13 protein-coding genes are annotated in these 13,765 nt (G+C 69.1%); 4 read left to right on the top strand and 9 right to left on the bottom strand.

Annotation, left to right across the window (positions count from 1 at the left end; all coding sequences use genetic code 11):
- Positions 1-134: 134 nt before the first annotated feature.
- From ACFYXF_RS46020 to ACFYXF_RS45980, 9 genes are all read right to left on the bottom strand, one after another.
- The gene (locus ACFYXF_RS46020; protein WP_389359237.1) at positions 135-974 is read right to left on the bottom strand and encodes a shikimate dehydrogenase; all 840 of its coding nucleotides are present in this window, start codon (positions 972-974) and stop codon (positions 135-137) included.
- Complete coding sequence (mltG, locus tag ACFYXF_RS46015; RefSeq protein WP_389359235.1) at positions 955-2,733, bottom strand: endolytic transglycosylase MltG; 1,779 nt, start codon at positions 2,731-2,733, stop codon at positions 955-957. The genes ACFYXF_RS46020 and mltG overlap by 20 nt, the downstream gene beginning before the upstream one ends.
- Before the next feature lie 125 nt (positions 2,734-2,858).
- Positions 2,859-3,323: a Holliday junction resolvase RuvX gene (gene ruvX / locus ACFYXF_RS46010; RefSeq protein WP_389359318.1), complete on the bottom strand. Its 465-nt coding sequence runs from the start codon at positions 3,321-3,323 to the stop codon at positions 2,859-2,861.
- 17 nt (positions 3,324-3,340) lie between these two features.
- Positions 3,341-6,013: an alanine--tRNA ligase gene (gene alaS / locus ACFYXF_RS46005; protein ID WP_389359233.1), complete on the bottom strand. Its 2,673-nt coding sequence runs from the start codon at positions 6,011-6,013 to the stop codon at positions 3,341-3,343.
- A complete protein-coding gene (locus ACFYXF_RS46000) occupies positions 6,013-6,372 on the bottom strand; it encodes a hypothetical protein (RefSeq protein ID WP_389359231.1) in 360 nt (119 codons plus the stop codon). The genes alaS and ACFYXF_RS46000 overlap by 1 nt, the downstream gene beginning before the upstream one ends.
- Before the next feature lie 8 nt (positions 6,373-6,380).
- Positions 6,381-6,827, bottom strand: coding sequence for a DUF948 domain-containing protein (locus ACFYXF_RS45995; protein ID WP_369032018.1), 447 nt, complete (start codon positions 6,825-6,827; stop codon positions 6,381-6,383).
- A gap of 216 nt (positions 6,828-7,043) precedes the next feature.
- Entirely contained in the window at positions 7,044-7,658 is a 615-nt protein-coding gene (gene rpsD / locus ACFYXF_RS45990) for a 30S ribosomal protein S4 (protein ID WP_153291663.1), read from the bottom strand.
- Positions 7,659-7,937: 279 nt separating this feature from the next.
- Complete coding sequence (locus tag ACFYXF_RS45985; RefSeq protein ID WP_369032017.1) at positions 7,938-9,293, bottom strand: replication-associated recombination protein A; 1,356 nt, start codon at positions 9,291-9,293, stop codon at positions 7,938-7,940.
- 44 nt (positions 9,294-9,337) lie between these two features.
- Positions 9,338-9,994 carry a vitamin K epoxide reductase family protein gene (locus ACFYXF_RS45980; RefSeq protein WP_389359228.1) on the bottom strand — a complete coding sequence of 219 codons (657 nt, stop codon included), beginning with the start codon at positions 9,992-9,994 and terminating at the stop codon, positions 9,338-9,340.
- A 139-nt stretch (positions 9,995-10,133) separates the two neighbouring features.
- Between ACFYXF_RS45980 and ACFYXF_RS45975 the strand changes: the two genes are divergently transcribed.
- The 4 genes from ACFYXF_RS45975 to ACFYXF_RS45960 are packed head-to-tail and all read left to right on the top strand — an operon-like array spanning position 10,134 to position 13,676.
- A complete protein-coding gene (locus ACFYXF_RS45975) occupies positions 10,134-11,000 on the top strand; it encodes an ABC transporter ATP-binding protein (protein ID WP_389359226.1) in 867 nt (288 codons plus the stop codon).
- Entirely contained in the window at positions 10,997-11,845 is an 849-nt protein-coding gene (locus tag ACFYXF_RS45970) for an ABC transporter permease (RefSeq protein WP_389359224.1), read from the top strand. Before ACFYXF_RS45975 ends, ACFYXF_RS45970 begins: the two co-directional genes overlap by 4 nt.
- Positions 11,803-13,056: a sensor histidine kinase gene (locus ACFYXF_RS45965; protein ID WP_389359222.1), complete on the top strand. Its 1,254-nt coding sequence runs from the start codon at positions 11,803-11,805 to the stop codon at positions 13,054-13,056. Before ACFYXF_RS45970 ends, ACFYXF_RS45965 begins: the two co-directional genes overlap by 43 nt.
- On the top strand, positions 13,053-13,676 hold the full coding sequence (locus tag ACFYXF_RS45960; protein ID WP_389359220.1) for a response regulator: 624 nt from the start codon (positions 13,053-13,055) through the stop codon (positions 13,674-13,676). The genes ACFYXF_RS45965 and ACFYXF_RS45960 overlap by 4 nt, the downstream gene beginning before the upstream one ends.
- Positions 13,677-13,765: the final 89 nt, after the last annotated feature.

The following is a 13,765-nucleotide window of genomic DNA, read 5'->3' as shown; positions in this document are numbered from 1 at the left end:
CTGCGTACGCGCGTCCTCGCGTACGTCGACGGCGTGACCGGGTGCGCGGCCCTGGCCCGCCACCCCCGATCCTCCCACGTCCGGGCCGGACACCTGGTCGGCGGTCCAGCAGACGGACGCGGAACGCGGCAGGGTCAGCGGTCGGCGAGCGCCTTCTCGCCCGCCCTGCGCATTGCGCTCAGCGGGCCCGGAACACGTCCGGTCATCTGCTCGACCTGAAGCACCGCCTGGTGCACGAGCAGGTCGAGTCCGCTGACGACCGCCCCGCCGTACGCCGACCAGCGGGCCGCCAGATCGGTCGGCCAGGGGTGGTAGAGCACGTCGAAGAGGGTCGCGGGCCGTTCCGGTACGGCACCGGACAGCGCGTCCGTCGCTCCGGCCGGGGTGGTGGCGATCACCAGCGGGGCGTGCAGCGCCCGGGCCGCGTCCGCCCAGTCCGCCGTACGGACCTCGATGTCGAGGCGTTCGCCCCACTGCCGCATCTCGACGGCCCTGGCCTCGTTACGGACGTACACGACGACCTCGCCGGTGCAGATCCGGGCGAGCGCGGCGAGCGCGGAGGAGGCGGTGGCACCAGCGCCGAGGATCGCGGCGGAGTCGACCTGTTCGATGCCGTGCTCACGCAGGGCGCCCACGATCCCGGGGATGTCGGTGTTGTCGCCGACGCGCCGTCCGTCCGCCTCGAACACAACGGTGTTGACGGCCTCGACCGACGCGGCCGTCTCGCTGATCCCGTCGAGCAGCGGGATGACCGCCCGCTTCAGCGGCATCGTGAGCGACAGCCCCGCCCACTCGGACCCGAGCCCACCCAGGAATTCCGGCAACGCCGTCTCGTCGACCTCGAAGCGGTCGTACGTCCACCCTGTGAGCGCCAGTTCCCCGTAGGCGGCGCGGTGCAGCACCGGGGAGAGGGAATGGGCGATGGGGGAACCGAGTACTGCTGCCCGGCGGGCGTCAACTGCCCGTTCTTGCATCGAACTTGTCCTTGAGCTTGAGGAATGCATCGTGCGTCTTGGCGAATTCGGTCGTCTTCACACCGTCGGTGGCCACGAAGTAGTACCAGCCCTCGTCGGTCGGATTCAGCGTCGCCTTGATCGCCACTTCACCCGGGTTTCCGATCGGTCCGGGCGGCAGACCCTTGTTGGTGTACGTGTTGTACGGATCCTTGTCGCTGTTGATCTCCGACTCGCTGATGTCGATGTTGCTCTCGTTCTTCGCGTAGTTGAAGGTCGAGTCGAACTGAAGGGCGCCATAGGTCTCGGGGTTCGCGAGATTGAGGCGGTTGTAGACCACCTCCGCCATCTTGCGGTAGTCGTCGCTGGTCTTGCCCTCGGCCTGGACGAGGCTCGCGACGGTGATGACCTGGAGCGGGTTGTCGAGGTCGAGCGCCTTGGCCTTGGCTTCGAGGTCGAGCACGTCGTACTTAGCGGCGGCCTGCGTGACCATTTCCTTCAGGACATCCGCGGGCTTCATGCCCTTGGCGGCGGGATAGGTCGCCGGGTAAAGGAAACCTTCCAGCGGGTCCTTGATGTCCTTGTTGTCGTTCGCCCAGTCCGGCAGACCCAGGGTCTTGTAATCCTTCTTGGCGACCTTCGCGGTCGTGCCCTTGGAAAGGCCGAGCTGTTTGTCGATCGCCGCGTACACCACGATGTTGCGCTGCCCGGGAGCGACGATCAGATTGTTCTGGCTCTTCGGGTCGAGCATCATCGCGACGGCACTCTTGGCGGACATCTCCTTGTTCAGGACATACACGCCGGCCTGGATCGTCTTCCCCTTGGGATTCTCCGACTGGGCGGAGACAAAGGCGTCGACGCTCTTGACGACACCTTTCTCCTTCAGTGCCTGGCCGATGGCGTAGCCGCCAGCGCCCTTGGGGATCTCGACGGTCACCGTCGCGCTCGTGCCGTCGCCGGCGAAGTCGGGCGCCGCGCCGAAACGATTTTGGTAGAACTGGTAACCGAAATACCCGATTCCGGCGATGCCACCACCGAACACCAGGACGACCACCAGGCAGGCCATGCCGCTGCGGCCCTTCTTGGTCTTGCCGCTCTTCCCGCTCTTGTCGCCGTCCCGGCCCTTCCGGTCGCCGCGGCCCCGACGCCCCTCCGCCTCGTCGTCGGGCTCGTCGTCATCGTCACCGCCGCCCGCGAAGAAGGCGTGCTCGCCCTGGTCGGGGCCGGGGTCCCAGCCGGTCTGCGGTTCCGGCTCGGGTTCGGGTTCCGGCTCGGGACGGCGCCTGGCCGGCGGTTCCGGCGGCGGGTACGCGTCAGGAGTGCCGTAGTAGTCGGGCTGCTGACCGCCGTACGCGGCGGCCTGCTGGGCGTACGGGTCCATCGGGTCGGCGGTGTAGGGGACCTGCGCCTGCTGACCGGCGTCCCAGCCGCCGCCCGCGTACTGCTGCTGACCCTGATCGACGTACTGCTGGTGGGCCTGTCCGCCGTACTGCTGCTGTGGGTAGTGCTGCTGCTGGTACTGCTGGTGCTGGGCCTGCTGCTGGTACTGCTGTTGCGCGTACTGCTGCTGCGCCTGGTCGTACGCGGCCTGCTGGCCGTCGGTGCCCCAGTCGCCGTACTGCGACTGCTGCTGCGGCTGCTGCTGGGGGTAGTGCTGGTGCTGGCCGTCGTAGGAGGACTGGTCGGCCTGGGCCTGCTGTCCTTCCCATCCGCCGTCCCCGTACAACGGGTCCTCCGGATGCCACGGTTCGGAGCCTGGGCCCCGGCCATACTCAGTCATCGATCCCCTAGAGCCGCGAGGCGGCCGATCACGCGGCGCCCACATCACCGCTACCGTTCCGCCTCTTATCGTGCGGCTACTGTTCGAACAGAGCCACAATCGCGCGGAACGTTACCGTATCGCGATCAGATGACCACTTCGACGCCCTCGCCGGGTGCTTTACCTGACACCCGTTCGGAATCGAGGGCCTGTTGCAGGATGATCACGGCCGCTGCCTGGTCAATGACCGATCTGCCCTTTTTCGATTTCACGCCCGAGGCACGCAGTCCCTGACTGGCCGTCACCGTCGTCATCCGCTCGTCCACCAGGCGTACCGGGACGGGCGCGATCAGACGGGCCAGCTCCTGGGCGAAGCCACGCACCTTCACTGCGGCGGGGCCCTCGCCCCCCTTGAGGGAGCGAGGGAGACCGACGACGACCTCGATCGGTTCGTACTCGTCGACGAGCTGCTTCAGCCTGCGGTGAGCTGCGGGAACGTCCCGGCCGGGGACCGTCTCCACCGGGGTGGCGAGGATCCCGTCGGGGTCGCACGAGGCGACCCCGATCCGGGCGTCCCCGACATCGATCGCGAGTCGACGGCCGCGGCGCAGAGTGCTTCCGTCGTCGCTCACTTGGCCGTTTCCGCCACAAGGCGTTCGACGGCGTCGACGGCCTCGCCGATGGCGGCCGGGTTCTGGCCGCCGCCCTGGGCGACGTCCGGCTTGCCGCCACCGCCGCCGCCGAGGGTCTTGGCGGCCGTACGGACCAGGTCGCCGGCCTTGAGACCGCGCTCGCGGGCGGCCTCGTTGGTGGCGATGACCGTCAGCGGCTTGCCGTTGGCCGTGGTGAAGAGGGCGACGACGGCGGCCCGGCCGCCCTGGATGCGGCCGCGCACGTCGAGGACCAGCTTGCGCAGGTCGTCGGCGCTCGTGCCGTCCGGCACCTGACCGGTGACCAGGGCGACGCCGTTGACGTCCTTGGCGCCCTGGGCCAGCCCGGCGGCGGCCTGGAGGACCTTCTCGGCGCGGAACTTCTCGATCTCCTTCTCGGCGTCCTTAAGCTTGCCGAGCATGGCGGAGATCTTCTCCGGAAGCTCCTCCGGACGTCCCTTGACCAGCTCCTGGAGCTGGGCGACGACCGTGTGCTCCCGGGCGAGGAAGTTGTAGGCGTCCACGCCGACCAGGGCCTCGATACGGCGCACGCCCGAGCCGATGGACGACTCACCGAGCAGCTTGACCAGGCCGAGCTGGGCGGTGTTGTGGACGTGCGTACCGCCGCACAGCTCCTTGGAGAAGTCGCCGATGGTCACGACGCGCACGCGCTCGCCGTACTTCTCGCCGAACTCGGCGATGGCGCCCTGCTTCTTGGCCTCGTCGAGGCTGAGGATCTCGGCGTGCACGTCGAGGTCGCGGGCGAGCACCTCGTTGATCTGCTGCTCGACGTCGGTCATCACGGCCGTCGGCACGGCGGACGGCGAACCGAAGTCGAAACGGAACCGGCCGGGCTGGTTCTCGGAACCGGCCTGGGCGGCCGTCGGGCCGAGGGCGTCGCGAAGGGCCTGGTGGGTGAGGTGGGTGGCCGAGTGGGCGCGGGCGATGGCCGTGCGGCGGCGCACGTCGATGGCGGCCTGGGCCTTGGCGCCGACGGTCACCTCGCCGACCTGGACGACGCCCTTGTGGACGTACACACCGGGAACGGGCTTCTGGCAGTCACGGATCTCGATCACGGCACCCGTGTCGATCCTGATGCGCCCGGTGTCGCCGATCTGGCCGCCGCCCTCGGCATAGAACGGGGTGCGGTCGAGGACGATCTCGACCTCGTCGCCCTCGGTGGCGGCGGGCGACGAGACACCGTCGACGAGGATGCCGACGACCGTCGACTCGCCCTCGGTACGGTCGTACCCGACGAACTCGGTCTCGCCGGCGGCGTCGGCGATCTCGCGGTAGGCGCCCATGTCGGCGTGGCCGGTCTTCTTGGCCTTGGCGTCGGCCTTGGCGCGCTCCCGCTGCTCTTTCATCAGGCGCCGGAAGCCGTCCTCGTCCACGGAAAGGCCCTGTTCGGCGGCCATTTCGAGGGTGAGGTCGATCGGGAAGCCCCAGGTGTCGTGGAGCAGGAACGCCTTCTCACCGGCGAGGATCTTGCCGCCGGACTGCTTGGTCTCGGTGACGGCCGTGTCGAGGATGTTGGTGCCGGCCTTCAGCGTCTTGAGGAAGGCGGCCTCCTCGGCGAGGGCCACGGTCTCGATGCGCCTGCGGTCGCTGACCAGCTCGGGGTACTGCTGGCCCATCATCTCGATCACGACGTCGATGAGGTCCTGGACCACCGGTCCGGTGGCGCCCAGCAGCCGCATGTTGCGGATGGCGCGGCGCATGATGCGGCGCAGCACATAGCCGCGGCCCTCGTTGCCGGGCGAGACGCCGTCACCGATGAGCATCACGGACGTACGCATGTGGTCGGTGACCACGCGCAGGGAGACGTCGGAGTCGTGGGCGGCGCCGTACTCGACGCCCGTCAGCTCGGTGGCCTTCTTGATGACGGCCATGGAGGTGTCGATCTCGTACATGTTCTGCACGCCCTGCAGAATCATGGCGAGCCGCTCCAGGCCGAGGCCCGTGTCGATGTTCTTGCTCGGCAGGTCGCCGAGGATCTCGAAGTCCTCCTTCGAGGTGCCCTCGCCCCGCTCGTACTGCATGAAGACGAGGTTCCAGATCTCCACGTACCGCTCGTCGTTGACGGCCGGGCCGCCCTCGACGCCGAACTCGGGACCGCGGTCGTAGTTGATCTCGGAACACGGACCGCACGGCCCGGGCACGCCCATGGACCAGTAGTTGTCCTTCTTGCCGAGGCGCTGGATGCGCTCGGCGGGGACGCCGATCCTGTCGCGCCAGATCGTCTCGGCCTCGTCGTCGTCCAGGTAGACCGTGATCCACAGGCGCTCCGGGTCGAGCCCGTAACCACCCTTGTCCTGGGGCGAGGTGAGCAGCTCCCAGGCGTAGGTGATGGCGCCTTCCTTGAAGTAGTCACCGAAGGAGAAGTTGCCGCACATCTGGAAGAAGGTGCCGTGCCGGGTGGTCTTGCCGACCTCTTCGATGTCCGGCGTGCGGACGCACTTCTGAACGCTGGTGGCGCGCGACCACGGCGGCTTGACCTCACCGAGGAAGTACGGCTTGAAGGGGACCATTCCCGCGGGGACCAGCAGCAGAGTCGGGTCGTCCGCGATGAGCGACGCCGAAGGGACGACGGTGTGCCCGCGCTCCTCGTAGAAGCTCAGCCAGCGGCGGCGAATCTCGGCCGACTCCATTAGTGGTCCTCATTCCGGTTGTACGAGTGCTTGTTGTCCAGCATCCCGTAGTGCTTCTCATCGTGCTTCAGGTTTTCCGGCCCGCGGTCGAGGGCGGCGAGCCGCCGCTGCGCGGGCAGGCCGCGGCCCGGGGGTTCGGCGATCCCGAGGGCCTCGCCTAGCTCGGCCTCGCGCTGGACCATCCCGGCCCGTACGTCGAGGGCGAAGTCCTTGACCCGGTGCCCGGCCTCGATCGCCTTGTTGGCGGCCTGCGCGGCCAGATGCTCAGGGGTCAGCTGCCGGAGCTTGCGGTTGACCTTGGTGGTGGCCCACACACCGGCCGCGGCACCCGCGGTGAACCAGAACGTACGGCGGAACATCGCGGGGTTCAGCCCTTCTGCCTGCGGCGCTTGGAGCCCTTCGGGGCCGGTACGGTACGGCCGACGACGACCGTGCGCCGGACCCGCTCGGGCGCGGGCACCTCGTCGGTCCTGGTGCGGGTCATCGCCCGGCGTACGCCGTATCCGAACGCGGCGACCTTGACGAGCGGGCCGCCGAAGGTCGAGGCGACGGTGGTGGAGAGCGCCGACGCGTTGGAGGTGACCTCCTGGACGTCGGTGGCGATGGCGTCGACCCGGTCGATCTGTGTCTGCGCGGAGCGCACGGCCTGGGAGGCGTCGGCCAGCAGCGGCACGGCCTGTTCCGTCACCTCCGCGACCAGCTTGGTGGTCGCCCTGAGCGTCTGGGCCAGCCTCACCAGCGCCACGGCGAGGAAGGAGACCAGGATCGCCCAGAAGACGGCCACCAGGATCCCGGCAACCTCTCCACCGGTCACACCGCACCGCTCTCTGCGCTCGTAGATCGACTGTGTTCTGGGGGGACGTCACATGCGTTCTGGATACTTCGAAAGTCGCTCCGACCCTATCGCGCCGGAGGCGGCCCTCCGTACGCGAGGCCGTACGCGAAGACCCGCCGCTCCCCCACCGGTGAGGGCGGGGAAACGACGGGCCGAAGGCGCGAAGCCGGTGGTGCAGGTACTACAGCCGCTGGATCAGCGGGCGTAATACTCGACGACGAGCTGCTCGTCGCAGATCACCGGGATCTCCTTGCGGTTCGGCTCGCGGTCCAGGCGGAACGCCAGGGCGCCGAGGTTCACCTGGAGGTAGCGCGGGGTCTCGCCGTCGGGGGCGAAGCCACCGGCGCGGGAGACCTCGAACAGCGTCTTGCTGCGGCTGCGCTCGCGGACCATCACGACGTCGTCGGGACGGACACGGAACGAGGGCTTGTCGACCTTCTGGCCGTTGACCTCGATGTGGCCGTGGACGACCATCTGGCGGGCCTGGTAGATCGTGCGGGCGATGCCCGAACGCAGGACCAGCGCGTCGAGGCGACGCTCCAGCTCGATGATCAGGGCCTCACCGGTCTTGCCCTGGACCTTGGAGGCACGCTCGTAGGCGCGGACGAGCTGACGCTCGGACACGTCGTACTGCGCGCGCAGACGCTGCTTCTCCAGCAGACGGACCTTGTAGTCCGAGTTCTGCTTGCGGCCACGACCGTGCTCACCCGGCGGGTAGGGACGGGCCTCGAAGTACTTGACGGCCTTCGGGGTCAGCGCGATGCCGAGGGCACGCGACTTCTTGACCTTGGGGCGGGACTGGTTCGCCACGATCTCTCATTTCTCGGTGTTCGGCTTGTCAGAGTTATGGGAGGTCGCATCCGCAGCCGGGGAAACCCGCCAGGTCCGCGAAGGATCTGGTGGGCAGCCGCTCCCCTGGTCTGGGCACAACGTGCAGTACGCGAGTGGCCCACCAACCGTGAACGGTGATGGGCTGCCCGCGACACCAAGCGAAAGGTGCGCGACGCTCCTGGAACCCGCAAGGGGTTCCGGCTGACCGTCCCGTTCTGACTGCACGGGACACAGCACTTCGAGGATTCTACAGGCTGCTCAGGACCGCTTACGACCGAGGTGTTTCCTGGTCCACTCCACCGCGTCCGCGTACCGGGCCTCGGCGCCGTGCCGGGTCGGTTCGTAGTACCGGCGGTCCTTCAGCTCCTCCGGGGCGTACTGCTGCTCGGCGATGCCCTCCGGCAGGTCGTGCGGGTACACGTATCCCTGCGCGTGGCCGAGTTTGGCGGCGCCCTTGTAGTGCCCGTCCCGCAGATGCATCGGCACAGGTCCCGCATGGCCCTTGCGTACGTCCTCCATGGCGGCGCCGATCGCCGTGGTCGCCGCGTTGGACTTGGGGGCCAGGGCGAGGGCGATGGTGGCGTGGCTGAGGGTGAGGGCGGCCTCCGGGAAGCCGATCATGGCGACGGCCTGCGCGGCGGCGACGGCTATCGGCAGGGCGTTCGGATCGGCGAGGCCGATGTCCTCGCTGGCGGAGATCATCAGGCGGCGGGCGATGAAACGGGGGTCCTCGCCGGCCTCGATCATGCGGGCAAGGTAGTGCAGGGCCGCGTCGACGTCCGAGCCCCGGATGGACTTGATGAGGGCACTGGCCACGTCGTAGTGCTGGTCGCCGTCGCGGTCGTACTTCACGGCCGCGCGGTCGACGGTCTCCTCCAGCGTCTGGAGCGCGATCTCCGCGTCGCCCTTGTCGAGCGCGGCTCCGGCGGCGGCCTCCAGGGCGGTCAGGGCCCGCCGGGCGTCTCCGCCGGCGATCCGCAGCAGGTGTTCCTCGGTGTCCTCGGGCAGGGTGACGGCGCTCTTGAGGCCGCGCTCGTCGGTGAGCGCCCGGCGCAGCAGACCGCGCAGGTCGTCGTCCGTGAGGGGTTCGAGGGTGAGGAGGAGGGAACGGGAGAGGAGGGGCGAGATCACCGAGAAGTACGGGTTCTCGGTGGTCGCCGCGATCAGGGTCACCCAGCGGTTCTCGACGGCGGGGAGCAGGGAGTCCTGCTGGGCCTTGCTGAAGCGGTGGATCTCGTCGAGGAAGAGGACGGTCTCCTTGCCGAAGCCGCCGGTGGCGCGGCGGGCCCCGTCGATGACCGCACGGACCTCCTTGACGCCCGCGGTGATCGCCGACAGCTCGACGAAGCGCTTGTTGGTGGCCTTGGAGACGACATACGCGAGTGTCGTCTTCCCGGTGCCGGGCGGCCCCCAGAGGATCACGGACGAGGGTCCGGCAGGTCCGCCGTCGCTCTCGCCGACGAGCCGGCGCAGGGGCGACCCCGGCTTCAGCAAATGCTGCTGGCCCACGACCTCGTCGAGGACACGCGGGCGCATCCGCACGGCCAGGGGGCTTCCGGACGGGTCCTTCTCCTGGCGTGCTTCCGCTGCGGCGGTGAACAGGTCGGGCTCCACGTCCAAAACCCTATGTCACACCACTGACAGTCCGGCCGACGAGGTCAGCTGGTCCAGAAGTCCCACCAGCGGGTCAGGACCAGCATGCCGATGATGCCGATGTGCAGAACCGGCACGACCCAGGTGAACTCGCCGAAGAAGCTCTTGAGGAACTTCGGCGCGGGGATGAAGCCGTTCCTGACATTGAACGAGGTCACGTACCAGAACATGATGATCGTCGCGACCCAGGCCAGGGAGCACCACAGGCACAGCGCGTTGATCCGGTACAGGGACTGGAACTGCAGCCAGGTGCAGAATCCGACGCCGAACAGGGTGCCCGCGTTGAAGGTGAGCCAGTACCAGCGCGGGAAGCGGGCCCGGCCGAGCAGGCTCATGCCGACGCAGATGACGATGCCGTAGGCGACGAGGCCGAGCATCGGGTTGGGGAACCCGAAGGCGGCGGCCTGCTTGCTCTCCATCACGCTGCCGCAGGACACCACGGGGTTGAGGCTGCACCCGGGGGTGAACGTCTTGCCCTCGACCTTGGCTTCGAGCAGCTTGAACTTGTCGATCGTGATGACCCATGCGGCGAGCAGTCCGGCCGCGCCGGTGAGCAACAGCATCACGGCGAACGCACGGCTGGCGCCGACCGAGCGCGCGGCCTCGGCAGGGGGCTCGGGCTGGTCGGTGGAGACGCCGTCCTTCATCATCGTCTTGGTCATCACGCCGTTCCGTTGCTTCGAGGGGGGTTGGCGGGCACGGTCATTGTGCCGCACGCGGGCGCGTGTCCACCGTTCGGTGGACATAAGGAGGTACGCCTGGTCGTCCCGGAGGCTTCGGTTCGGGACGAGGCTCGACGGCATGACAACAGACGCGAAAGACCTCGCGGTGGCCGTACGGGGACTGCGCAAGCGGTACGGGGACGTGACCGCCGTCGACGGCATCGATCTCGGCATCCGGCGGGGCGAGGTGTTCGGCCTGCTGGGGCCCAATGGCGCGGGCAAGAGCACCACCGTGGAGATCCTCCAGGGCAACCGGTCCCGGGACGAGGGAGAGGTCCTGGTACTGGGTTCGGATCCGGCGACGGGCACGCGCGCGTGGCGCTCACGTGTCGGAATCGTCTGGCAGGACGAATCGGCACCCGCCGAGTTGACGGTCCGCGAAACCGTACGTCATTTCGCCCGTTACTACCCGGCGCCGCGGGACCCGGAGCAGGTGATCGGGCTGGTCGGTCTGGAACAGAAGGCGGGCAGCCGGATCAAGGAGCTGTCGGGCGGCCAGCGGCGCCGTCTCGACGTGGCGCTCGGTGTGATCGGCGGCCCGGAACTGCTGCTCCTGGACGAGCCGACGACGGGTTTCGACCCGGCGGCCCGCCGCCAGTTCTGGGACCTGATCCGCACCCTCGCCGACGAGGGAACGACGATCCTCCTCACCACGCACTATCTGGAGGAGGCCGAGGCCCTGGCGGACCGGCTGGCGATCGTCTCGGCGGGCCGGGTGGTCGCCGAGGGCGAGCCGGCCGCGCTGCGGGAACGCCACGGCACCGAGGCGACCGTCGAGTGGACGGAGACCGACGGCACCACGCGCGTCACCCACACGAAGACACCGACCCGCACGGTCACGGAACTCACGCACCGCTTCGACGGCGAGATCCCCGGCTTGCGGGTGAGCCGCCCGACCCTGGAGGACGTCTACCTCCGGCTGACCGGACAGGAGGACACGCGATGACGACGGCGGCCGTACGAGCGCACGCGGGGAGGGACACGGACGTCCGCCTCCCCTCGGCCTGGAGCCTGGGCCTGCAACGGGGCGGGCTGGAGATCAAACAGTTCTTCCGGATGCGCGACCAGGTGGTGTTCACGTTCGCCTTCCCGGTCGTGTTCCTGTTCCTCTTCGCGTCGATCTTCAGCGACGACATCGACTCGGCCGGTATCACCGCCTCGCAGCTGTACGTCCCGGCGATGATGGCCGCCGGCATCATGTCGACGAGCTTCCAGTCGCTGGGCATCTCGATCGCGATCGAACGCGACGAACGGGTGCTGCGCCGACTGCGCGGGACGCCGATGCCCCCGGCCGCGTACTTCCTCGGCAAGATCTGGCTGGTCCTGGTCACCGGCTTCCTGGAGACGGTGATCCTGCTCCTGGTCGGCACCACGCTGTACGACGTGGACCTCCCCTCGGACCTCACCAGGTGGGCGGAGTTCGCCTGGATCTTCGTCCTCGGCCTGACGGCGTGCGCGCTGCTCGGCATCGCGATCAGCTCCGTCCCGAAGTCCGGGAAGAGCGCGACCTCCGTGGTCGTACTCCCGTTCCTGGTACTGCAGTTCATCTCCGGGGTGTACATCGCGATCGACACGATTCCCGACTGGATGCTGAACGTGGGCGCCCTGTTCCCGCTGAAGTGGATGTGCCAGGGTCTGCGCGGGGTGTTCCTGCCCGACTCGGCCCGCGTCCTCGAACAGACGGGGAGTTGGGAGTTCGGACGCATCGCTCTGGTCCTGGGGGCGTGGTGCATCGGAGGACTGCTGCTGTGCCTGCTGACCTTCCGCTGGAAGACCCGGCGCGACGGGTGAACGGTTCCGAGCCTCGCGGCGCGTACACCTGGGACCGCTCGTTCCGGCTCTGGGACACGTACTTCGCCGTCGTCTGGCTGGCCACCCTGGTGTTCGTGCTCGGCACGAACTACCCCGGGTGGCCGGTACGCGTGACGGCGGCCGCGCTGCTGTTCCCCCTGATCCCGATGTACGTGGGCTGGGGCCGAGGGATCCTCCAGGACGACCCGCCGGACGAACACCGCTCGCTGCGCTACCTGCTTGCCGCCCTGACCCTGTTCCTCCCCTCGGCGATCCTGGTCGGCGAGACGCGCCTGATGACCTTCGCGCTGGTCCCGCAGTGCTTCATGACCCTGCGGCTGCGCCGGGCGCTGGCGGCCGTGACCGTCATCAACATCGCGCCGGTGGTGGGCTGGGCGATGCTGTGGTGGCCCAGCGACCACGACGTGTTCTTCAACGCGGTGTTCGCGCTGGTGACGCTGGTCTTCTCGGTGGCGGTGGGCAGCTGGGTCATCAAGGTGATCGAACAGAGCCAGGAACGGGCGGAGTTGATCGCGGAGTTGGACGCGAGCCGCCACGAGTTGTCCCGCCTGTCGACGGCACACGGAGCCCTGGCCGAGCGAGAACGCATGGCCAGGGAGATCCACGACACGCTCGCGCAGGGCTTCACCAGTCTGCTGATGCTGGTCCAGGCGGTCGAGGCGGAGCTGGACGACGACATCCCGCAGGCCCGCCGCCATCTCTCCCTGATGGCGGAGACGGCCCGCCAGAACCTCGCCGAGGCCCGCGCCCTGGTGGCCGGCGGCGCCCCGGCCGACCTGGAGGGCGCCACGCTCCCGGACGCCCTGCACCGCCTGGCCGGCCGCAACGAGGCGACGCTGACCGTGACAGGCCCCGTACGCCCCCTCCCGGCCGCCCAGGAGGTGGTGCTGCTGCGCGCCTGCCAGGAGGCCCTGGCGAACGCGCGCAAGCACGCGGGCAGTGGAGCGGCGGTCGCCATCGAGCTGACCTACGAGGAGGAACGGCTCGCTCTCGCCGTACGGGACGAGGGGTGCGGCTTCGACACGGACGCCGTACGGGACGGTTACGGTCTGGCGGGGCTGAGCGCGCGGGCGGCGGAGGCGGGCGGAACGGTACGCATCCGCAGCGCACCGGGCGAGGGCACGACGGTGACGGTCGGACTGCCCGTACCTTCACCTCGTTCGCCTACTTCTGTGAGGAGCGAGCCATGATCCGCATCATCCTGGCCGACGACCATCCCGTCGTACGGGAGGGCCTGCGCGCGATGCTCAGCGCCGAACCCGACCTCGATGTGATCGCCGACGCGTCGAGCGGGCCCCAGGCGGAGGCGCTGGCGGCGGAGTTGCGCCCGGACATCGTGCTGATGGACCTGCGGATGCCGGGCGGTGGGGGCGTGGACTCGATCGTCCGGATGAGCGAGGCCGGTCTGCCGTGCCGCGTGATCGTCCTGACGACGTACGAGACTGACCGGGACATCCTGCGGGCCGTGGAGGCGGGAGCGGCGGGCTATCTGCTGAAGGATCTGCCGCGCGGTGAACTGGCGGACGCGGTACGGGCGGCGGCGCGCGGCGAGACGGTACTGGCGCCGACGGTGGCGGCGAGGCTGGTGGACCAGCTCCGGACGCGGCCGGAGCGGCCGCGGCTGTCGGAGCGGGAGACGGCGGTGTTGCGGCTGGTGGCGGAGGGGTGCACGAACGCGGAGATCGGGCGGCGGTTGTACATCGGGGAGTCGACGGTGAAGACGCACCTACTACGGGCCTTCGGAAAACTGGGCGTGGACGACCGCACGGCGGCAGTCACGAGCGCGATGAGGCACGGCCTGCTGGACTGACCCCGGCATCTTCTCGCCCCCGCCGCCCCTACCCGTCCCATCCTCGGGGGCTCCGCCCCCGAACCCCCGCTCCTCAAACGCCGGAGGGG

The sequence above is a fragment of the Streptomyces sp. NPDC002680 genome, from assembly GCF_042889145.1.
Lineage (GTDB): Bacteria > Actinomycetota > Actinomycetes > Streptomycetales > Streptomycetaceae > Streptomyces > Streptomyces adonidis.
This window is presented reverse-complemented; position numbering and strand designations above follow the sequence as displayed.